Consider the following 21,308-nt stretch of genomic DNA (forward strand, 5'->3'; position numbering starts at 1 on the left):
ATTAAATAAACAATGTTTAAATTTTTGATTTAAAGACAACCAAATGTTCTATTAGATGAAAATTTGACGAATCATCTCTGATTCAGTGCCTCATCGCAGACCTAGTCTCAGTTCAGGTCCCAATTTTCACCACCACCCTGCCCCGCACTTTCCCGGCCATCAGGTCATGAGCCTTGGCAATGGCATCTTCCAGTGAGACCTCTTCAACCATCGATTCAAGCAAGACTGGATCCAGATCACGAGCCAAACGGTCCCAGGCACGTTGCCGCTTGGCCAGCGGGGCCATGACGGAATCGATGCCAGCCAAGGTCACGCCACGAAGAATGAATGGCATCACGGTGGTGGGCAAATCCATACCTTGCGCCAGTCCACAAGCTGCCACCACACCACCGTAACGAGTCTGGGCCAAAGCATTGGCCAGCGTATGTGAACCGACAGCATCCACCACACCGGCCCAACGCTCCTTCTGGAACGGCTTGCCAGCGCTGGCAAGTGTGGCGCGATCAATGATGCTCTCGGCACCCAAGGACTTGAGATACGCCTCTTCGCTCGCCTTGCCGGTCGCAGCAACCACCTTGTAGCCCAATTTCCCAAGTAACGCGATCGAGATGCTGCCAACCCCACCGGTGGCACCTGTCACCAGAATTTCGCCAGCATCCGGCTTGACGCCATGATCCTCCAAAGCCATGACACACATCATGGCGGTGTAGCCAGCCGTGCCAATGGCCATGGCCTGACGCGGTGTAAATGCAGGGGGCAACTTAACCAGCCAATCGCCTTTGAGCCTTGCCTTTTCGCTCAGACAACCCCAATGGGTCTCGCCCACCCCCCAGCCGTTGTGAATAAAGGCATCGCCCACCTTCCAGTCGGGATGACTGGACTCAAGCACCGTACCGGCGCCGTCAATCCCGGCCACCATGGGCCAGTTGCGCACGACAGGCCCCTTATTGGCAATGGCCAATCCATCCTTGTAATTCAGCGTTGAATAGGCCACGGCAACGGTCACATCCCCCTGGGGCAAACGGGATTCATCCACCGCGGAAACCGAGGCCGTGAAGCCGCTTGAGTTATCCAATAGCAATGCATTAAACATAGGAAACCTCTAAAAATTTATAAAAATCAACTGGTTACAACATTAACTTAGAAAAAACTTTAACTTGACAGCCGGCTTAGGCACCCAGTATCCTACCCTCCATGCGAATTTACGCGATCCTTTTCACCCTCCTGCTGGCCAGCGGTGCACATGCTGCGCCTGCTGTGACGGGCGATGACATGGACCGTTTTTTGTCTGACAAAGGTCTGCTGACTCGCGTCGAACAGGTTCGCCAGACGATTAACCACAAGGCTTCCGAACTGGTGGTAACCGCCATGGGCTTTCTTGGCGTACCCTACCGGCGCGGTGGAAACACGGTGGAAACCGGCTTTGACTGCAGCGGCTTTGTGCGTGCCATGTATGAGCAAACGGTGGGTCTGATTCTTCCTCGCAAAGCGGAACAGCAGGCTGCAGCCACTGAAAAAATCGAGCGCACTGACCTGCAGCCCGGTGACTTGGTGTTCTTCAACACCATGCGGCGGGCATTCAGCCATGTTGGCATTTATGTGGGTGAAGGAAAATTCATCCATTCTCCCAAGCCAGGCGCTGAAGTCCGCGTCGAAGACATGGGCGTGTCTTACTGGAGTCGCCGTTTTGATGGCGCCCGCCGCGTTACGGCCACCCAACCAGCAGGGCAAACGGCCCAAACCCAGGCACAGGGCGATCAAACGCCGCGCTGAATCCCGCCCAGGACCTGCCCGTGTGACACTTGGCACAATGGCGGCAGGCAAAGTCAAGCCAGTACCTGCTGGCGTCTATTGCCGCGATGGGACTTCGATGAACGATCAAATTGCCAAGATACTGGCCCAAATGGCGGCGCTTGAAAGCGACCTGCGCACTGCCGTACAGGAACAGGAAAGCAAAATGTTCTTCCAGATCAAAGGGAAACGGGTGGAATTCGAGTCATCGGTAAAAGCGGCACACCGCAAACTCAAGAAGAATTTCTTCCGCTGGCTGGTAACCAATCGCCCGCAAAACCTGATTACCGGGCCCATCATTTACGGCATGATCTTTCCGCTGGTGATGCTGGATCTGTGTGTCAGCTTCTACCAGTGGGCCTGCTTTCCGATCTACGGTGTAACCAAGGTGCGTCGCGCCGACTACATCGTGTTTGACCGGCACCATCTCGGTTATCTCAACTTTATCGAAAAATTTCACTGCACCTACTGCGAATACGGCAACGGACTCATGAGCTACATGGCCGAGATTCTGGCGCGTACCGAACAATACTTCTGCCCCATCAAACACGCACACAAGATTCTGGGCACCCACGCCCGCTACAACCGCTTTCTGGATTACGGTGACGCAGCAGACTACGAAGCCAAGCTGGAGGAATTTCGCCTGGCACTGGGCAAGGAAAAATAAGCCCATGTCACGCCTGGCTTCACCCACCAAAGAGCAGATTGCAGAACTTGAACCTTTGAAACGGCTCGGGCTGGACAGCATCATTGTCGTCACGACACGTCAGCAAGCAGAACAGGCATTTCAGGCACTCGATACCCATGCGGTGCTGGGGTTTGACACCGAGTCCAAACCGACTTTTGTCAAAACCGAAGTCTCGCAAGGGCCGCACGTCGTTCAGTTTTCCACGCTGGATATGGCCTATGTCTTTCAATTGCATGATCCGGGCTGCTGTGAGATCGTCTCCAGGCTTCTGGTATCGGAGCGAACCGCCAAGGTAGGTTTCGGCCTGGCTGGAGATCACACCCAAATCCTGCGTACCCTCGGCGTGCGTCCCCGGAACGTCCTGGACCTGAATGTTGTCTTCAGGGAGAAAGGCTACGTGAAAGAGCTCGGCGTCAAAAGCGCTGTCGCCGTGGTGTTCAACCGGCGCTTTTTGAAATCAAAAAAAGCCACCACCTCCAACTGGGCCAATCGGCAGTTGTCTGAAAGACAGATTATTTACTCTGCCAACGATGCCTGGGCGGCCATCAAGGTCTTCCATGGGCTTGGTTTGCACATGGGGTCGTCGACTCGTCTTTGAAATCGGTGTTATTCAGGTTTCACGAGCCGGCCAGAAGAACCGCAGGGGTTCGTGGCGCAAGCGCTTGCGGATTGCCTGGTACAGCGTGCTGCGCTCAACCTCGGTCACATTGTGCGCACGCAATGCGACGCGAAACGCCAGCCCAAAACTCACCAACACGTTCAAGGCCCCTATAAAGGGCAGGCACGCCACGGCCCACCACAACGCAGGCGCAGACACCACATTCCAGCCCAAAGCTGCACATGCCATACCCAACTGGCCGGCGGACAGGGTGACGTGGCGCACATCAAGCCCGACACCCAGAAAGCCAAAAATCGAAGGCACAAGACCAAGCATCAGGCCCAAGGAAATATTGGCTGCCAAACCTGAAATATTGTTACGCAAAAAGAACGCCCACCGATCGGCGCGCGCGTCACCCAGCCATGAAGTAATGGCCGGGTTGTAGCGCAGTGCCGAATCCAGCCGATGCAGCACAAACCAGTTTTCCACCCAGCCCGCCAGAATGGAGCTGGAAAACAGCAACACACCCGTAAAGGCAGCGAAAAGTACCGATGGCCCCAGCAGGGTAATCGAGTGGAGCACGTAGTCCGCCGTCGCGGGCGTGATGAGCGTGCTGCCAAAGATCAGGCTCCACGCGATCGACAAGGCAACGGCCACCGGAAATACCAGCACCACATTGCCCAGCACTGCAGCCACCTGCGAGCGCACAAGGTGGGTTAACTCGTCCACAAAGCTCTCTACCGCATGGGGTGCCGACATGTCCTTGAGTTTGGCTGCCATGGCAGGTGCTGTCATGGCCGGCTGTTTGGTTGCCACGGTGTAGTGCAGCAACTGAATCAGCACGAAGCTGGCGGCATACACCACCCCGGCCCAGAAACCGTACCAGAAAGCGCTCAGCCCCAATGCCATCACGCCGAACTTGAGTGCGGTGGTGAAGGCCATGACGCACCCTCCCCCTGCCGATTGCCGCAGCATGGCTTTGTATTCGGTCCAGTTGCGGGTAATGTAGTGCTCGCCGGTTTCCGAGTTGCGCTCTGCGACTTTGGCCGCCAGCAGCGAAGAGTTGGCGTTGATCAGCGCCCTAATGCTGCGCTGCTCTTGCCCCACCAGAGCCAAGTGGGCCAGCAGGCGTGCCGTGTACGGGTAACCTGGATCCTGCAACAGGCAGTCCATCAACGCGCGAATACGCAACACCCGCTGGCGCAACTGCCGCAGTCGAAACACAAGGTCCACCGAAATGCCGTGCGCATCCAGATGGGTATATACCGATGCGGCAGCCTGGCGGCATGCATCAAGCTGTGCCTTGAAGTGCTGGACCGCTTCGGCCAGCCCCTTGTCTGCCAACCAGGCGTCGCGCACGGCATCCCAATTAGAGGCCAGGGTGTGAAACGGACTGGCATCCTGCGCGGGCGTACTCATACGCAAGCGAACCTCAGGAGAAAACCCGATCGCGCGAACCTGGCTGGTGCAAAAGGTGATGGCTTCCATCAAGGTGTACTGCCAGTGGCTGATTCCGGGGGTAGGACCCGCGAGCGCGGGTGCCCAAAGCAGTTTTCCCATGCGCTCCAATGTCTGCGTCGACAGGGCCCCCAGCCACTGGGCGTCAAACTCGGTGCGCAGCAACTGCGCAAACAACTCACCCGCATCGCCTGTTTCTGGCGACGCTGGCAGCAGCTTGTTGTGCAATCGATCCACCAACTCGCTAACAAAAGCGCTGCGCGAAGCAAAACCGTAGTCGGACAGCAGCGTGCTCCCATCCAGCGTGTCGAGCAGGCGATGCCACCAGACCTGTACCCGCTTGGTCTGTTCAGGACGCGCGTGCAGTACATCCAGTAACAAGTCGACACGCGCTACGGCTGCGGTAACGGACATGGCGTCCCCCCGGATCCAGCGCACCAGTGCCATCAGCCAAAGATGGCGATGGACCCGATCAGCCTCGGGGTCGAGGCGATCGAGCAGAACAGACAAGTCAGGAGTCATTACCATGCGCGGATACTATCCCGAAAACCTCGGGGACCGCGCGGAAGACTCAGCGCTGCGACTCGATAGACAGGACCGTATAAACCCCATTGATCTTGTCAGCAGTAAAACTGACTTTGTCGCCAGCCTTGACTTTGTCCAGAAGTTCAGGCGTCTTGACCTGAAACACCATGCTCATTGGCGGCATGTCAAGGTTCTTGATCTCGCCATGCTTGAGGGTAATCTTGCCGGTCTCCCGGTCCACTTTTCTGACTTCGGCTTCAGTCGCGGGCAGCACAGCCTGAGCAAAAACGAGGGACGTCATAAGCGTCGGAAAAAGAAGTGCTAAACGTTTCATGGGATATCCTTTGAGGCACCTTTCAGGCGCGGTGGTAGCTGTGATAAACACGGGTGCTGCCATTGCGGGCAATGAGCAACACGTCATAGGGATCTTTGCGCCCGCCGTACACGGGATCATCCATGCCGGGTGAACCCACTGGCATGCCAGGCACCGCCAGACCAATAGCCTGGGGCTGCTCTTTCAGCAGACGGTGGATCTCGCGGGCTGGCACATGGCCTTCGATGGCATAGCCACCAACCATCGCGGTATGACAGGACCCGAGTTTTTCGGGGATCATCAACCGGCTTCTGGCTGCGGCATTGCCGCTCTCATGAACCTTGACGTCGAAGCCATTTGCTTTCACATGAGCTATCCAGTCCTTGCAACACCCGCAACTGGGGTCCTTCCAGACTTCGATCTGGGGCCTTGTTTGCGCCATCAGCGGAGCGGACACGAGTGCGGCGAGGGTTTGAACAAAAATTCTTCTTTGCATAGCTTTCTCCTTGGGTGTCTTGAAATTTCGGCCTCACGGCACCACAGCCGTCACGCGGATCTTGCCAACCATGCCGGCCTGATAGTGACCGGCAATGAGGCAGGCAAAGTCAAACTCGCCAGTGCGGTTGAAAGTCCAGACCAGTCCACCGGTTTTGCCTGATGCCACGTGCGCCATGTAGGGCTCGTCGTGCTCCATGGTGGGGAACTTCAGCATCATTGCAGCGTGTTGATCAAGCTCCTTGCGCGTGCCGATGACGAGTTCGTGCAGCATCTTGCCTTTGTTGCGAATGACAAAACGCACGGTCTCGCCCTGCTTGAAGGACAACAGACTGGGCGTGAAGCGCATGTTGTCGTCCATGCTCAGGGTCACCGTGCGCTTGACCGATAGTTCATCCCCTGCGATGCCCCAATCTTTTTGTTCCGGGCTGACCGTCCGTGCATGCACACCCTCTCCATGAGCCTGGGCACAAGTACTGACACCGACCACCAGCGATACAAGAAAAATGCGGTAGATGTTGTTCATTTTGTTCATTTCAATCAGTGCCCGGAATGACCTGCAGGCTTGCGAATCCGGACCTCGGTCGCGGGGCCGGGCGGTAGCGTCGACAGGTTTGGTTTTTCAGCCCCGGGGCGAGCAGGCTCGGGCAGTGCACCCGTCCATTCATAGGCCTGGGTGCCTGTCGGTTGCTTGTACCAACCCGGGTCCTTGTAATCACCCGGCCGTTGGTCCTTACGCACCTTGAGTACGCTGAACATGCCGCCCATCTCCAGGCTGCCGTAGGGGCCGGTACCGGTCATCATGGGCGCCGTGTTCTCCGGGATCTCCATTTCCATATCGCCCATATCAGCCATGCCGCGCTCACCCATGACCATATAGTCGGGTACGGCCTTTTGCAGCTTCTTGATCAGGCCGCGGTGGTCCACGCCAATCATGGTGGGCACGTCGTGGCCCATCGCATTCATGGTGTGGTGGCTCTTGTGGCAATGAAAGGCCCAGTCACCCTCCTCGTCTGCCATGAATTCGATCTGCCGCATCTGTCCCACCGCCACATCGGTAGTGACTTCCGGCCAGCGCGCGGCCATAGGCCTTGGTCCGCCGTCGCCCCCCGTGACGACGAATTCATGGCCGTGCAGGTGGATGGGGTGGTTCGTCATGGTGAGATTGCCCATTCTGATGCGCACCTTGTCGCCCTTGCGTACGTTGAGCGTATCAATACCGGGAAACACCCGGCTGTTCCAGGACCAGAGGTTGAACTCGGTCATGGTCATGATCTTCGGTGTCATGCTGCCGGGATCGATGTCGTAGGCGTTGAGCAGGAACACAAAGTCTCGGTCCACCTCGTCGATCAACGGATGCCTGGCTTTGGGGTGCGTAATCCAGAAGCCCATCATGCCCATCGCCATCTGGGTCATCTCGTCGGCATGGGGGTGGTACATGAAGGTGCCGGGACGCCGCGCAATGAACTCATAGACAAAAGTCTTGCCAACCTCAATCGCCGGCTGGGTCAAGCCCGAGACACCGTCCATCCCATTGGGCAAGCGCTGGCCGTGCCAGTGCACGCTGGTGCGCTCGGGCAGCTTGTTGGTGACGAAAATGCGCACGCGATCACCCTCCACCACCTCAATCGTAGGGCCTGGGCTTTGCCCGTTGTAGCCCCACATATTGGCATTGAAGCCAGGTGCCATCTCGCGCACCACGGGTTCAGCCACCAGGTGAAATTCCTTCACCCCATGCTTCATGCGCCAGGGCAGCGTCCAGCCGTTGAGCGTGACCACGGGCTTGTAGGGCCGGCCTGTTGAGGGTGCCAGCGGCGGCATGGTGTCAGGCCTGGCCTGCAGGACCGGTTCAGGCAATGCGGCCATGGCCACGCGGCTGACGGCGCTGGCAGCCACGGCAGTAGCAGTCGCGGCAGCAGCGCCGGCAAAAAAATGTCTGCGGTTTTGGTTGATGCTCATCTCAATGTCCTTTGGCTTCGCTGCCGCTGCTTGAAGCATTGGCGGAAGTCGCACCCATCAAACCAGCAGATGTGCCGGTGAGTGTGGTTTGCAGGTCGGTGTCTGCCAGCCAGAAATCGCGCTGGGCCTCAATGCTGGCGTTGACTGCGGCGATGCTGGTGCGGGTATCGGCCAGCAGCTCAAACACGCTGGCAAGCATCCCGTTGTAGCGCAAAAGCAGCTCGTTGTTGATGAACTTGCGCAAGGGCACCACCTCGTCGCGATAATGCCGGGCCAGGTCATATGCGGTGCGCCATGCGTGGTAGCTCTCTCGGGCCTCGGACCTCGCCTTGACGGCTGTCTCCTGCACACGCGCTACCGATTGCAGGTAAAGGCTTTGAGCCCTGGCATTGCTGGCACCACCCCAATCGAAAATTGGCAAGGGTAGCTCCAGCCCCCAGCCGCGTTTGCTGTCCTGGCCACCTGTTGCGTTGTCAAAGGTGGTGTTGCGGGCGTATTTGACATCCAGCGCATTGATGAAACCCGTGCTGCGGGTCAATCCCATCGATTCAGCGACGTACCCGGCTTGCGCCACGCTGGCACGCACATCCAGGCGCTGACGCAAAGCTGTGGCCTCGATATCGGACAGATCGGATGCGGTTTTGGGTAATTCAGGCAGGCGCTCGGCCAGCGTGAACTGCGTCTGAGCCCCCCACAGGCCCATCAGGCGTATGAGCTTTTCACGTGCCGCGAAAGCATGGTTGCGGGCTTTGGCCAGTTGTGCGGTGGCATCGGCCACCAGCGTCTGCTCGCGCGCCTGGTTCAACTTGCTCCAGTTGCCCACGCGTGCCAGGCGTCGGGCCAGTTCGCCACTTGCCTCGGCGGCCTCTTTGGCGTCTGCCATGTAACTGGCCGACTGCTGGGCCGCCACCGCGTTGATCCAGGCCTTGCGGGTGTCGGCAGCAAGCGCCACAAGCTCCTGCGCCGCCTGCAGCTTGGCGATTTCGTGTTGCTGGCCCTGGTATTTGGCGCGCCACGGCAGTGTGAGCAAGCCCATGACATTGAAGCTGATGCCTCGTTCGATCTCCACCTTGTCGCCTTCGACGAAACGAGCAATCGAAAAATGAGGATTGGGCAGCGTTCCGGCGCGCACACGGTCCGCATCACTGATGCCCAGAGCGGCCATGGACGCGTGGATACCGGGGTTGTTCAAGAGTGCAATGCGCACGGCCGACTCGGCAGTCAAGGGTGTGGCCAGCAGCTTGGCGACGGCTTCGCGGCTTGCTGGGCTGTCAGCCATGCCGACCGGTGCACTGACACCGCCGGTTCTGCCCGCAATCAAGTCGGCCATGTCGGCCTGGTTGCCATCGGGCGACAGGCTGGCGCAGCCAGTGAGCGCCACCAGAACGAAAGCACCCAGCGTCAAGGTTTGAAATGGAAACATGACGGCGCTCAATGTTTGTGCGCGTCAGGCGCCTGGGGTTTGGATGCATCGGGCGCTTGTTGCTGCTCCCATTTCAGAATATCCGGGTGACCACGCGTGAAACGCCCTACCTCTGCATTGGCACGCTTCCAGTCATCACGGGCAGGCTCTACCCCGGAGGGCCTGTCTGAAAAGGTCGACCGATAAGGCACGGTCGGAACGGGCGCAGCAGGATCGCTGGCCGACCCGCCAGCCCCCCCCTGCGCCGCCGCAGCACTCGCCCCCACGGACAAGGCCATCACCTTGAAATAGAAACCAATATCCACAAAAAACTCCTGATTGACCAATGAAGCGATCACGAAAACGGTACGGATCGGGCATCACACGCGGGGCAGCGCCCGCGCCAAATGGCAAGTACAGGCCCAATACGGGCCTGCAACTCAGGAAATGGGTGGTTTTTGGCCCAGCGCCGCCATGGCACTGGCAAATTGGGCCGACGGCGCATGCGGCAGCGCCAGGGGAATGGCGACACAAGCCGTGTCAACGAACAGGGGCGACAAACCCACTGCATGGCAGGCCGCGCAGAAGCCGCAGGAACCGCCATGTCCAGTGCCATCCTGGCCCACGGATTCAAAAGCCTGGTCCGCGACGTGATCAACGCAATGGGACCCTGTAGCTATCATTTCGGAAGCAATCTGTGTAGACTGCAATTTGGCCGATGCCATGGTCGTGGCCATGGCATCCCCCACCCAACCGCGAAGCAGCAGCAGGAGGATCATGAAAATGAACAAAGGGCGACGCATAGATGAATGATAAGGCGCGGCCAGGAAAGTTCAATAGGAATGCTCCTGAAACGAATTGGCAATTGATTGAACCCAACGAAAATGGAATACCCGGGCATTTCCTTCAGTGAATCAGATGGGTTCGTGTTTCTGCGATCCGAGCCGATTGCGGCCCGGGCATCGCTTGATGCGACAGTATTGAATGACCTGCTGGTGCAAGCCGGCTTTGGCGACTGTCAAATTGACGACGCAGCAATTGCCAGTGCTGCCATCAGCTGCAACGAACAAAGAGTCCCCTTCGTTGTTCAAGTGGCCCAGCGGCTTGGTGCCGAAGTCCAGGTCGAGATAACCGAAGACGAGATGACGGCGAGCGTCAGTTGTACGCCCTCGCAAAGTGGCGCACCCGCTACCGTGGACGATGTGATGCAGGCGTTGGCCGAGGCTGGGGTGGTGTTCGGCATAGACCCGGCAGCCGTGCGGCAGGCCTGTGACCAACGCAGTGGCGAGCCCACGCCCGTGGCTCAGGGTGTGCCGCCCCAGGATGGAACGGATACGATTTTTGAGGAAAGCAATCCACAAACAGTGGACCGCGCGCCCCAACTCGATGAGGAGGGCCTGATCGACTACCGGGAGCATGGCAGCATCGCGGTGGTTCATTCTGGCGAACTGTTGATGCGCCGCATTCCCGCAAGCCCCGGCATCCAGGGACAAACCGTGCGGGGCACGATCCTGCCGCCCCGCCCCGGGCACGACGAGCCCTTTGCCGCGCAATTGCAAGGCACGGAGCTGGCCAAAGAAGACCCCAATCTGTTGCAGGCTGCCATCACCGGGCAGCCGATACGGGTCCATTGCGGCGTCATGGTCGAGCCCGTTTTGCGGGTGCCTGAAGTCAACATGGCAAGCGGCAACATCCACTATGACGGCACCGTGCAGGTAGATGGCGACGTTACCCAGGGGATGAAGATCCAGGCCAGCGGAGACATTGTGGTGAATGGCACGGTCGACGGGGGATTGCTCGAAGCCGGTGGCAATATTCGGGTGACTGCCGGCATCATTGCCCACGCCAGCCTGCGTGCGGGTGGATCGGTGAGCGCGCGTTTTGCGGAAGGTGCCCGCATTTTTGCAGGCACTGTCATCGCACTGGAAGACATGGCCCTGGAATGCGAGTTGCAGTCACTCAATCAGATCATCGTGGGGGCAAGCTCACCACAGCGCGGGCGCCTGACAGGCGGGACCGCCATTGCCATGATGCTGATCCGCACGCCCATCCTGGGCTCCGAGAAAGGCAGTGTGACCAAGGTCGTGATGGGCGTCAATCCGGAACTGGAGGCCAAATACCAGACCTTGCAGTTGCGCATTGACAAAGAGAAGGCGGCGCAAGAGGCGCTGGAAAAGCTGGCGAAGCAATTGAGCAGCACGGGTGACCCCAAAGGCATGCTGGAACGAGTCAACGCATCCCTGAAACACGCCATCCAAATATGGGGGCGATCTTTGGCCGAACGCAATGAACTTGATCAGCAATTCGCGCTGGCGCGCAAGGCCAGAGTTGAGCTGAGCATTGGCGTGCAAGGGGCTGTGGATTTGTCTTTTGGCAAGCTCACTGCCCGGCTGCGCAAGGAGTTTGGTGCGGGGGCATTTTTCGTGAACTCGGAAGGCCACATTGTGTCTGCGGATGTGTCGGGGTTTGCCGTACCGGTAAGTTAGCTTGCGGCCATCGTCTGATTCCCCGACCCGGACACGCTAGAGATCACTGGAGTTCGTCTTGTTCAAGACAGACTTAAGCCAATTGATTGCCTCGTCCTCATCCTCGAATACAGCAATGGGAATGCCCGCCTGTGTGTAGCCTCCGTCCAGAAAACACTGCAGATGGCGGCGAGCCATCAACTTTGCCCCTTCCACGCAAGGTGCAAGCACCAAGGCGGTGGCAGACGGATGGTGAGCGTTCTCAATATTTTTCCTGACATTGGCAGTGACCGCTGCCAATGCTTCATGAGAAGCCATTGCGCTTTCCCGGAAAACAATGACGTCCCCCCACTTGCCACGTGCAATAAATTCCTCAAATCGATCAACCTCCGTGTTCGCCACGGCGTTGACCAGCTCGACGTTGAACGGGCCAATAACTTCGCTGATCAAGATATTGCCTTGACTGGAAAACTCGACCCGCCCATGGGGACGAAACTTCTGGGGTGCAACTGAATTCGTGGTGAATTTTTGCTTGGTAGGCATGCACAATCTTAAAACACAAATACGAGGTGGATGGTATTTGGGGCTTTCGACGAACGGTACCCTCTTCCCGATTCGTCATGCTTGCGAAGTTAACCGCGATTGAACGAAAGTTTCCAACTCTGCCGCAGGCAGGGGGCGACTGTACAGATACCCCTGATAGGTTTGGCATCCCTGCCCCGACAGAAAGTCGCGCTGTTCGATGGTCTCCACGCCTTCGGCGATGACCGTCAAACCCAGGCTTTCGGCCAGAACGATGACCATTTTCGAGATGGCAGCATCGTTGGGGTCAAGCAGAATGTCCCGCACAAAGCTCTGGTCAATCTTCAATTGATCCAGCGGCAGACGCTTGAGGTATGACAGCGAGGAATACCCCATACCAAAGTCGTCCAGCGAAAAGCCCACACCAATATGCCTGAGCCACATCATCCGGGCAATGACATCTTCCACGTCGGTGACCAGCATGCCCTCGGTGAGCTCCAGCTTCAGGCGATGGGGATTGGCACCGGTGCGCGCCAGGGTCGCCAACACCTGGTCAACGAATTCAGGCTGATGGAATTGTCGGGGGCTGACGTTTACCGCCATGGTCAGATGGGCCATCACGGGCTGCGTAGCCCAGGCCGCCAACTGGATACATGCCGTTTCCAGAACCCATTGACCCAGAGGAAGAATCAGACCGGTTGACTCCGCCAGCGGAATGAAATCCGCAGGCGACACCGGGCCACGCTGCGGGTGCTGCCAGCGCACCAGCGCCTCGACCCCCGTGGATTCCGCACGGTCGTTGATCTGCGGCTGGTACACCAGGCGAAACTGATTGCTCTCCAGGGCTTCGCGCAGGTCCTTTTCGAGGTTGGCGCGCTCTGCGATCGCCTGTTGCATGCTGGGGTCAAAGAAACGGAAGGTGTTGCGCCCGGCGGCCTTGGCCTGGTACATCGCCATGTCGGCACGTTTCAAGGGCTCCTCAATACCTTCCTGCAGGTGCCCGAACAGGGTGATGCCGATGCTAGACGTGCTGAGGTGGCTATAGGTGTCCAGCTGGTGCGGCTGGGTCAGCACATCGAGAATTTTCTCGGCAACAATGCGCGCCTGGTTGGTGGCTTCCTCGGTGTCTTCGCTGAGTTCCTCCAGCATCACCACAAACTCATCTCCTCCAAGCCGGGCCACCGTGTCGCCCTGGCGCAGGCAACCTGACAGGCGTTGAGCCACTTGCTGCAACAGCATGTCCCCCATGAAGTGGCCATGGGTGTCGTTGAGCACCTTGAAGTTGTCCAGGTCCACGAACAGGAGCGCGCCCTTACGCTGGTGGCGCGACCATACCGCCATGGCATGGGCCAGCCTATCCATCAACAGTCTTCGATTGGGCAAGCCGGTCAACACATCGAAAAACGCCAAACTCTGGATCAGGGACTCTGATTCCTTGCGCTCGGTGATGTCCTGGGCAATGCCGACCGCATATTGCGGCTCACCATGAACACCACGCTGCACATCGGACTTGAGGCGAACCCAGCGGACCGTATCACCCACCACAACGCGCTGCTCAATATCAAACCCCTGCCCCTGATGTGCGCCTTGCAGCGCCCGCTCCAGTTGGGCCTGGTCCTCCGGATAGATGCATTCAAGCATGGACACACGGGCCTCCGGCTGCGTCTGGGTCATGCCGAAAATCCGCTGGCTCTCAGCAGACAGTGTGAACTCACCAGTGGCCAGATCCATGACCCAGCTGCCAACCCTGGCAACTGCCTGGGCCTGCTGCAACTGCAGCCGGCTTTCTTCGAGGTGCTGGGTACGCACCGTGAGACTCTGTCCAAGACTTCTGAGCTCCGTCAGTCCCGCCTGGTAGGACTTCACAACCACCCGGACCAGCAGCAAGGCCAGCAGACACACCGTGATTTGGATCACGCCGAACATGGCGGGTGCCGGGGTCACGCTCACGCGAAAAAGGCCGGTGGTTTCCCCCACGGCCAACAGCAGAATCACCACAATCGTTGCCAAGGTAATGCGCGCTGCCATACGCCCACCGATCAGCAGCCCGATGGCCAGAATGATGACAGGGTAGGCATAAATGATGGGCGTACGCAAACTGCCGCTGGCCATGACCACGCCGGTGGCAACCAGCCATACACCATAGGTCACAACCTGCAAGGCGCGCAGGACGTTACCGCGTTGCACCTGCACCCATACAACAGCCATCACCACAGCCAGTGCAACCGCGCCCAATACCCGTGCACTCTGCCCTGGGGCAAACAGGTACAGACTGATCAGGAACATGGCAACTGCCACCATCACCAGTACGACCAATAGTTTCATGTAGGGCACTGATGACTCCCAGACGCCAACGTCAACAACCCGATCGTCGCGTTGGGTATCACCCTGCGTTTTGTTCAAAACTTGTTGTCTCCCATGGTGATTTGTCATTGTTCTAAGGTACAGAGGTGAGCTTGGCCACACTCAGTGCCAGCCACTTGGTCCCGTGGCGGGGAAAATTGATCTGCGCCCGTGCATCGTCGCCAGTGCCTTCAAGCGCCAGCAATGATGGATAGGAAATTCAACCATATCAGGTCAAGTATGGCATGGGTTGGGCGTGTCAAAACGCCGACCGAATAGCGGTGCCGGTGCGTGCGCGGCGGTGGCACCAGGGATGCGCAGCACATGGCTCGCGCGCAAAACGCGGGATAGGGAGCAAGGTGGTCACAGATCTGACATACCCACTCGTTAACCTATTTGGGTTCTGTTTCGCTTGCGAATTTATCGCACCCATTACCAAGAAAGTCACCCATGAAGAAAAATTTTCTGGCCGTTGCCGTTGCAATTGCCTTGAGCCCTGTGGCGGCTTCAGCCCAAACTTTTTCTGGCTTGAGCAAAGCCTGGACCTACAACCACAGCCTGTCGGGGTTTGCCGGCCAAACTGCGGAGATTGTCGCGTTTGACAACATCACCAACTCTCTTTGGGTTGCCGGCTTGGCGGGTGTGGACATCCTCAATGCCACCAACGGCAGCTTCATTGGGCACATTAACACCACCAGTTTTGGCTCCATCAACAGTGTGGCCATTCACAATGGCGTGGCGGCTTTTGCCATTGAAGCGCCCACCAAAACCAATGCAGGCATGGTTCAGTTTTATGACACGGCCACCCGCACCTTGAGTGCAGGCAACAATAACGTGGTAGTTGGGGCCTTGCCCGACATGCTGACCTTCACCCCCAACGGTAGCAAGCTGTTGGTAGCGAATGAAGGAACACCATCGACCTACGGCACACGCATTGGCACGACTTTGCCCGCCACATTCAACACCCCTGCGGTGGACCCAGTGGGTAGCGTCAGCATTCTCGACATGAACACCCGCACGGTCGTGGCCACCCCCACCTTCCAGGGAGCAACGCAAACCGGCAGCAACATTCGCACGAACACGGGCATGAATTTTGAGCCGGAATACATTGCCGTGAGCAAAGACGGCTCCAAAGCGTTTGTGAGTCTGCAAGAAGCCAATGCCATGGGGGTATTGAATCTGAATACCAATACGACAGAAAAAGTCATTGGCCTGGGACTCAAGAATTTCAACACGGTGGGTAACGAGATTGACCCGAAAACCGGCGGCACGATCAGCTTTAACACCTACGCAGCCAAAGGCCTGTACATGCCCGATGGCATGGCAAGCTACGAGTCCGGTGGGCGTACCCTGATCGTCATGGCCAACGAAGGCGACTTTCGGGAAGACGACGCCGACCGGTTGACCGCCAGCGCCTCCAATATTGGCGCAAGCGGTGACCTGATTGGCCTGCGCGTTTCCAATGCTGACTCCAGTGCGGGCAACCTGATTACAGCCGGTGCACGGTCTTTCTCCATTCGTGATACCGACGGAAATATGGTGTTTGACAGTGGTTCGACTTTGGACCGCGAAGCAGCAGCCCGCGGTATTTACGACGACGGCCGCAGCCGTGACAAAGGGGTCGAGCCCGAGGGCGTGGAACTGATGGTGATCGGCGGAAAAACCTTTGCCTTTGTCGGGCTGGAGCGCACCACCAAGGGAGCCGTGGCCATATTCGATATCACAACTCCTGAAAACGCCAGCTTCGTTGACATGATAGTGACCGACGGCGATCTGGCACCCGAAGGCCTGAAGGGTTTTGAGATGGGTGGTAAGCACTACCTCGCCATCGCCAACGAAACATCCAACACCACCAGTTTGTACGCACTGGCTCCGGTACCCGAACCAGAAAGCTACGCCATGCTGCTGGCAGGGCTGGGCCTGCTGGGCTTTACGACGCGTCGCAAGGCAAAGTAGGCTAGGAAGGGGCTACTTGCGTGCCGGCGGCACATCCGTGCAACTACCGTGCGCAATCTCCGCCGCCATGCCAATGCTCTCGCCCAGCGTAGGGTGTGGGTGAATCGTCTTGCCGATGTCTACCGCGTCAGCACCCATCTCGATCGCCAGCGCAATCTCGCCGATCATGTCGCCCGCGTGGGTGCCGACGATGCCGCCGCCCAGAATCTTGCCGTGGCCGTGCGCCTCGGGGCTGTCGTCAAACAGCAGCTTGGTGACGCCTTCGTCGCGCCCATTGGCAATGGCACGGCCCGATGCGGTCCAGGGGAACAGGCCCTTCTTGATCTTGATGCCTTGCGCCTTGGCCTGGTCTTCGGTGAGGCCGACCCAGGCCACTTCGGGGTCGGTATAGGCCACACTGGGGATGACGCGGGCGTTGAAGGCAGCGGCTGCCAGTTCCTTGTTGCCCTGCAGTTCACCGGCAATCACTTCGGCTGCCACATGCGCCTCGTGCACCGCCTTGTGCGCCAGCATGGGCTGGCCGACGATGTCACCGATGGCGAAGATGTGCGGCACGTTGGTACGCATCTGGATGTCGACGTTGATGAAGCCGCGGTCTGTAACGGCCACGCCGGCTTTGTCGGCGGCGATCTTCTTGCCGTTGGGCGTGCGGCCCACGGCTTGCAATACCAGGTCGTAAACCTGCGGGGCGGGGGCCGCAACGCTTGCGTTGCTTCCCGCCTCGCCCTCTTCCGCCGGTGCAAAGGTCACTTCAATACCTTCAGGCGTGGCCTTGGCACCCACCGTCTTGGTCTTGAGCATGATGTTGTCGAAACGCTTGGCGTTCATCTTCTGCCAGATCTTGACCAGGTCGCGGTCAGCGCCCTGCATCAGGCCGTCCAGCATTTCCACCACGTCCAGACGGGCGCCCAAGGTGCTGTAGACCGTGCCCATCTCCAGGCCGATGATGCCGCCGCCCAATATCAGCATGCGCTTGGGCACTTCCTTCAGTGCCAAGGCACCGGTGGAGTCAACCACGCGTGGGTCTTCGGGCATGAAGGGCAGGCGCACGGCCTGGCTGCCTGCGGCGATGATGGCGTTCTTGAAACCGATCACTTTCTTGGTGCCGGTCTTCTCTTGCGAGGTACCGGTGGTCTCTTCGACTTCGACGTGGTTGGCGCCGACGAAGGCGCCGTAACCACGCACGATGGTGACCTTGCGCATCTTGGCCATGGCGGCCAATCCGCCGGTGAGCTTGCCGATGACCTTTTCTTTATGGCCACGCAACTTGTCGATATCCAGCGTCATGGTGCCGTAGTCCACACCAAGGGCCGACAGGTGGCTCACTTCGTCCATCACGGCAGCCACATGCAGCAGCGCCTTGCTCGGAATACAACCCACGTTGAGGCAGACGCCGCCCAGTTGTGCGTAGCGCTCTACCAGAATGACTTTCAGGCCGAGGTCGGCAGCACGGAACGCCGCTGAATAGCCACCGGGCCCGGCACCCAGCACCAGCAGGTCGCAATCAAGATCGACGGTACCGGCGTAGCTGGATCCCGTAGGTACAGGATTTGCCGCTTGCACGGACGCGATCTCGTTTGCTACTGTTTTAATAGCTACCTGGGCATTATTAACGGGGGCCTGAGGCTGATTTGGCCAACCACCTTCAGCGACAGACGATTCCAGCACCATCAGCAGGGACCCCTCCTTCACCTTGTCGCCCAGCTTGACCTTGAGTTCCTTCACCACACCGCCGTGCGAGCTGGGGATTTCCATGGAGGCCTTGTCGCTCTCCACGGTGATCAGGCTCTGCTCAGGCTTGACCGTGTCACCCGGTTTGACCAACAACTCGATGACAGTCACTTCGGCGAAGTCGCCGATGTCGGGTACCTTGATGTCTAGGGATGCCATATCGTGTGTCTCTCTTATTTCTTCTTCAACTTGACGGTGAACACCTCAATCGGTCCAGCCGAGTTCTTGTCGAACTCACACCCGGCATTCACGCCGATGCTGGCCAATTCGCGGGCGGTTTTGGCATGACCCCAGGCTGCGTGCATGGCGCCCAGCGCAAAGCTGCGGCCCGAGCCAATCCCCCAGAACTCATTGAACTCAAACACTTCGCGGTAGCTGTACAAACCATAGATGCCGCTGGCATTGGCAATCAGCACGCTGAACTGGCTGGACTCATAGGGGTCGTTGTCATCTTCCTTGGTCTGCAGGAAAAAGGTTTCTTTCAGCAAGGGGTGCAGCTTGGTGAAGGTGTCAAACACTTCGTCCTTGCTGCCAAGCTTGAGCTCTTCCTTGGGCAAGGCCATCATGGCTTTGCGCAACACCGGAAAATGCGCCACCGTGCCCGCAATGCCCACATAGCTCACACCTGTAGGCGTATCCACCTTGAACAGCTTGCTGTTGGGCTCATAACGGTGACCCAGACGCGTGTCACCAAACGTGACCAGCGTGTCCGCCGCAATCGCCACCTGGCCGGCCTTCTTGACCACGACCACCGTCGTCATAGCAGCACCCGGCGGAAGTCACCCAGAATCTGGCCCAGGTAAACGTTAAAGCGGGCCGCAGACGCACCATCAATCACGCGGTGGTCCCAGCTCAAGCTCAGCGGCAGCATCAGGCGCGGCTGGAAAACCTTGCCGTCCCACACCGGCTCCATGGTGGATTTGCAGACCCCCAGAATCGCCACCTCGGGCGCATTGATGATCGGCGTGAAGTAGCGCCCCCCAATGCCACCCAGGCTGGAAATCGTGAAGCAGGCGCCAGACATTTCAGCCGGGCTGAGCTTGCCTTCGCGCGCTTTTCTGGCCAGGTCGCTCATCTCCTGCGAGATCTGCATGATGCCTTTCTTGTCGGCGTCCTTGATAACCGGCACCATCAGGCCATTGGGCGTGTCGGCCGCAAAGCCGATGTGAAAGTACTGCTTCAGAACAAGCTGGTCGCCATCAATGCTGGCATTGAAATCCGGGAATTTTTGGAGCGCAGCCACACAGGCCTTGATCAGGAAGGCCAGCATGGTGACCTTGACCCCGGATTTCTCGTTCTCTTTGTTGGTGGCCAAGCGGAAGGCCTCCAGATCGGTGATATCGGCATCGTCATGGTTGGTCACGTGCGGAATCATGACCCAGTTGCGATGCAGGTTGGCACCACTGATCTTCTTGATGCGCGACATGTCCTTGCGCTCCACCGGACCAAACTTGGCGAAGTCCACCTTCGGCCAGGGAATCAGGCCCAAGCCGGCACCATCACCACCCGATGCAGACCCGGCACTCTTGATCTGTGCGGCTGCCGCCACCGTTTGCACCGCGCCACTCATCACGGAACGGGTAAAGGCCTGGACGTCGGCATCGGTGATGCGGCCTTTCAAGCCGCTGCCTTTGACCTCGTTCAAGGGCACACCCAGTTCACGCGCAAATTTGCGCACTGACGGCGAGGCATGCGGCAGGTTGAACTGCGGCGCCGTCGGGTTGTGTGCCGGCACAGACAGCGTGGCAGTCGTTGCATTGACGCTGGACGCTACAGAAACAGTAGCTGAAACAGCATGTTCCACGCTGGCTAAAGGCTGTTTTTCTTGTGAAACAGGTGCCGCTGGCGCTGACACTGGCGTTGGTGCGGTGGCACCAGCCACATCGGCCACTTCAAGCATCAGCACCAGTGAACCTTCCTTCACCTTGTCACCCAGGGCGACCCGAAGCTCCCGCACGACACCGGCATGACTGGATGGAATCTCCATCGAAGCCTTGTCCGACTCGACCGTGATCAGGGACTGGTCGGCCTGCACGGTGTCACCCGGCTTGACCATCAACTCGATCACCGTGACTTCAGCGAAGTCGCCGATATCCGGTACTTTGATTTCTACTAAAGACATACTGTCTCCTTGTTCTTGTTGTCAGGCTGCATGCCGGGTCAGGCGTAAAGCGGATTGACCTTGTCGGTCTGGATGCCATATTTGGCGATCGCTTCCAGCACTTTGGCCACTGGCACTGTGCCCTCTTCGCTCAAAGCCTTGAGGGCTGCCACGACGATGTAGTGGCGATTGACTTCGAAGTGCTCGCGCAGCTTGCTGCGGAAATCGCTGCGGCCAAAGCCATCGGTACCCAGCACCTTGTAGGTCCGGCCCTTCGGAATGAAGGAGCGAATCTGCTCGGCGTAGGCCTTCATGTAGTCGGTGCTGGCCACCACGGGGCCCGTGTGTTTTTCCAGTTGCTGTCCAACGAAGGCGACGCGTTGTTCGCCACCCGGGTGCAACAGGTTGAAGCGTTCGCAGTCCTGGCCGTCGCGGGCCAGCTCGTTGAAGCTGGGGCAGCTCCAGACGTTGGCGGCCACGCCCCAGTCTTTCTCCAGCAACTCCTGCGCGGCAATGGATTCGCGCAGAATGGTGCCGGAGCCCAGCAGTTGCACGCGCGGCGTCAGCTTAGGCCCTTCCTTGCACAGGTACATGCCCTTGATGATCTGCTCCTCGGTACCAGGCGTGAGGCCGGGCATGGGGTAGTTTTCATTGAGCAAGGTGATGTAGTAGTACACGTTGTCCTGCTTTTCCACCATGCGCTTGAGGCCGTGGTGCAGGATGACGCCGACTTCGTGCGCAAAGGTCGGGTCGTAGCTGATGCAGTTCGGAATCGTGCCGGCCATGATGTGGCTGTGACCATCCTCGTGTTGCAGGCCTTCGCCATTGAGCGTGGTACGCCCCGACGTGCCGCCCAGCAGGAAACCACGCGCCTGCATGTCGCCCGCCGCCCAGGCCAGATCGCCTATGCGCTGGAAGCCGAACATCGAGTAGTACACATAGAACGGCACCATGATGCGGT

The 21,308-nt window shown here is 58.5% G+C and carries 19 protein-coding genes and 1 pseudogene; 5 read left to right on the plus strand and 15 right to left on the minus strand.

The window, feature by feature from the left end; genetic code table 11:
* Positions 1 to 112: 112 nt before the first annotated feature.
* Positions 113 to 1,093, minus strand: a complete 981-nt coding sequence (locus tag IV109_RS10315) for an MDR family oxidoreductase (RefSeq protein WP_296695646.1) — start codon at positions 1,091 to 1,093, stop codon at positions 113 to 115.
* A gap of 101 nt (positions 1,094 to 1,194) precedes the next feature.
* On the opposite strand from IV109_RS10315, the gene IV109_RS10320 reads away from it, so the two are divergent.
* Genes IV109_RS10320 through IV109_RS10330 form a run of 3 tightly spaced genes read left to right on the plus strand, consistent with a single transcriptional unit; the run spans position 1,195 to position 3,077 of the window.
* Complete coding sequence (locus IV109_RS10320) at positions 1,195 to 1,773, plus strand: C40 family peptidase (RefSeq protein ID WP_296695649.1); 579 nt, start codon at positions 1,195 to 1,197, stop codon at positions 1,771 to 1,773.
* A 22-nt stretch (positions 1,774 to 1,795) separates the two neighbouring features.
* On the plus strand, positions 1,796 to 2,458 hold the full coding sequence (locus IV109_RS10325; RefSeq protein WP_366834232.1) for a hypothetical protein: 663 nt from the start codon (positions 1,796 to 1,798) through the stop codon (positions 2,456 to 2,458).
* A gap of 4 nt (positions 2,459 to 2,462) precedes the next feature.
* The gene (locus IV109_RS10330) at positions 2,463 to 3,077 is read left to right on the plus strand and encodes a 3'-5' exonuclease (protein ID WP_296695653.1); all 615 of its coding nucleotides are present in this window, start codon (positions 2,463 to 2,465) and stop codon (positions 3,075 to 3,077) included.
* Positions 3,078 to 3,089: 12 nt separating this feature from the next.
* Here IV109_RS10330 and IV109_RS10335 read toward each other — a convergent pair whose 3' ends face one another.
* The 8 genes from IV109_RS10335 to IV109_RS10370 all read right to left on the minus strand — a co-directional run bounded on the left by IV109_RS10335 (position 3,090) and on the right by IV109_RS10370 (position 10,008).
* On the minus strand, positions 3,090 to 5,045 hold the full coding sequence (locus tag IV109_RS10335) for a site-specific recombinase (protein ID WP_366834233.1): 1,956 nt from the start codon (positions 5,043 to 5,045) through the stop codon (positions 3,090 to 3,092).
* 61 nt (positions 5,046 to 5,106) lie between these two features.
* The gene (locus tag IV109_RS10340; RefSeq protein ID WP_296695656.1) at positions 5,107 to 5,394 is read right to left on the minus strand and encodes a copper-binding protein; all 288 of its coding nucleotides are present in this window, start codon (positions 5,392 to 5,394) and stop codon (positions 5,107 to 5,109) included.
* 22 nt (positions 5,395 to 5,416) lie between these two features.
* On the minus strand, positions 5,417 to 5,869 hold the full coding sequence (locus IV109_RS10345) for a DUF411 domain-containing protein (protein WP_296695660.1): 453 nt from the start codon (positions 5,867 to 5,869) through the stop codon (positions 5,417 to 5,419).
* Between the two features lie 33 nt (positions 5,870 to 5,902).
* Entirely contained in the window at positions 5,903 to 6,394 is a 492-nt protein-coding gene (locus tag IV109_RS10350) for a cupredoxin family protein (RefSeq protein WP_296695777.1), read from the minus strand.
* A 14-nt stretch (positions 6,395 to 6,408) separates the two neighbouring features.
* Positions 6,409 to 7,827 (minus strand): copper oxidase, encoded by a 1,419-nt coding sequence (locus IV109_RS10355; RefSeq protein WP_296695664.1) that lies wholly within the window; start codon positions 7,825 to 7,827, stop codon positions 6,409 to 6,411.
* A 1-nt stretch (position 7,828) separates the two neighbouring features.
* The gene (locus tag IV109_RS10360; protein ID WP_296695668.1) at positions 7,829 to 9,250 is read right to left on the minus strand and encodes a TolC family protein; all 1,422 of its coding nucleotides are present in this window, start codon (positions 9,248 to 9,250) and stop codon (positions 7,829 to 7,831) included.
* Positions 9,251 to 9,258: 8 nt separating this feature from the next.
* A complete protein-coding gene (locus tag IV109_RS10365) occupies positions 9,259 to 9,588 on the minus strand; it encodes a hypothetical protein (RefSeq protein ID WP_296695671.1) in 330 nt (109 codons plus the stop codon).
* Between the two features lie 81 nt (positions 9,589 to 9,669).
* A complete protein-coding gene (locus IV109_RS10370) occupies positions 9,670 to 10,008 on the minus strand; it encodes a hypothetical protein (protein WP_296695673.1) in 339 nt (112 codons plus the stop codon).
* Between the two features lie 147 nt (positions 10,009 to 10,155).
* Between IV109_RS10370 and IV109_RS10375 the strand changes: the two genes are divergently transcribed.
* Positions 10,156 to 11,715, plus strand: a complete 1,560-nt coding sequence (locus tag IV109_RS10375; RefSeq protein WP_296695676.1) for a FapA family protein — start codon at positions 10,156 to 10,158, stop codon at positions 11,713 to 11,715.
* A 36-nt stretch (positions 11,716 to 11,751) separates the two neighbouring features.
* On the opposite strand, the gene IV109_RS10380 is transcribed toward IV109_RS10375, so the two are convergent.
* Together IV109_RS10380 and IV109_RS10385 are read right to left on the minus strand one after the other, a co-directional pair.
* Positions 11,752 to 12,237 carry a hypothetical protein gene (locus IV109_RS10380; RefSeq protein ID WP_296695681.1) on the minus strand — a complete coding sequence of 162 codons (486 nt, stop codon included), beginning with the start codon at positions 12,235 to 12,237 and terminating at the stop codon, positions 11,752 to 11,754.
* A gap of 75 nt (positions 12,238 to 12,312) precedes the next feature.
* On the minus strand, positions 12,313 to 14,541 hold the full coding sequence (locus IV109_RS10385) for an EAL domain-containing protein (protein ID WP_296695685.1): 2,229 nt from the start codon (positions 14,539 to 14,541) through the stop codon (positions 12,313 to 12,315).
* A gap of 468 nt (positions 14,542 to 15,009) precedes the next feature.
* Between IV109_RS10385 and IV109_RS10390 the strand changes: the two genes are divergently transcribed.
* Positions 15,010 to 16,515 (plus strand): choice-of-anchor I family protein, encoded by a 1,506-nt coding sequence (locus IV109_RS10390; protein WP_296695687.1) that lies wholly within the window; start codon positions 15,010 to 15,012, stop codon positions 16,513 to 16,515.
* A gap of 12 nt (positions 16,516 to 16,527) precedes the next feature.
* On the opposite strand, the gene lpdA is transcribed toward IV109_RS10390, so the two are convergent.
* The 4 genes and pseudogenes from lpdA to aceE form a co-directional block, all read right to left on the minus strand.
* The gene (gene lpdA / locus IV109_RS10395; RefSeq protein WP_296695689.1) at positions 16,528 to 18,405 is read right to left on the minus strand and encodes a dihydrolipoyl dehydrogenase; all 1,878 of its coding nucleotides are present in this window, start codon (positions 18,403 to 18,405) and stop codon (positions 16,528 to 16,530) included.
* Between the two features lie 14 nt (positions 18,406 to 18,419).
* Entirely contained in the window at positions 18,420 to 19,007 is a 588-nt protein-coding gene (locus tag IV109_RS10400; RefSeq protein ID WP_296695691.1) for an MFS transporter, read from the minus strand.
* Complete coding sequence (aceF, locus tag IV109_RS10405) at positions 19,004 to 20,368, minus strand: dihydrolipoyllysine-residue acetyltransferase (protein ID WP_296695693.1); 1,365 nt, start codon at positions 20,366 to 20,368, stop codon at positions 19,004 to 19,006. Before aceF ends, IV109_RS10400 begins: the two co-directional genes overlap by 4 nt.
* Before the next feature lie 38 nt (positions 20,369 to 20,406).
* Positions 20,407 to 21,308 (minus strand): annotated as a pseudogene (gene aceE, locus IV109_RS10410) (pyruvate dehydrogenase (acetyl-transferring), homodimeric type); the annotation flags it as partial.

It is taken from the genome of Rhodoferax sp. (assembly GCF_018780565.1).
Taxonomy (GTDB): domain Bacteria; phylum Pseudomonadota; class Gammaproteobacteria; order Burkholderiales; family Burkholderiaceae_C; genus Rhodoferax.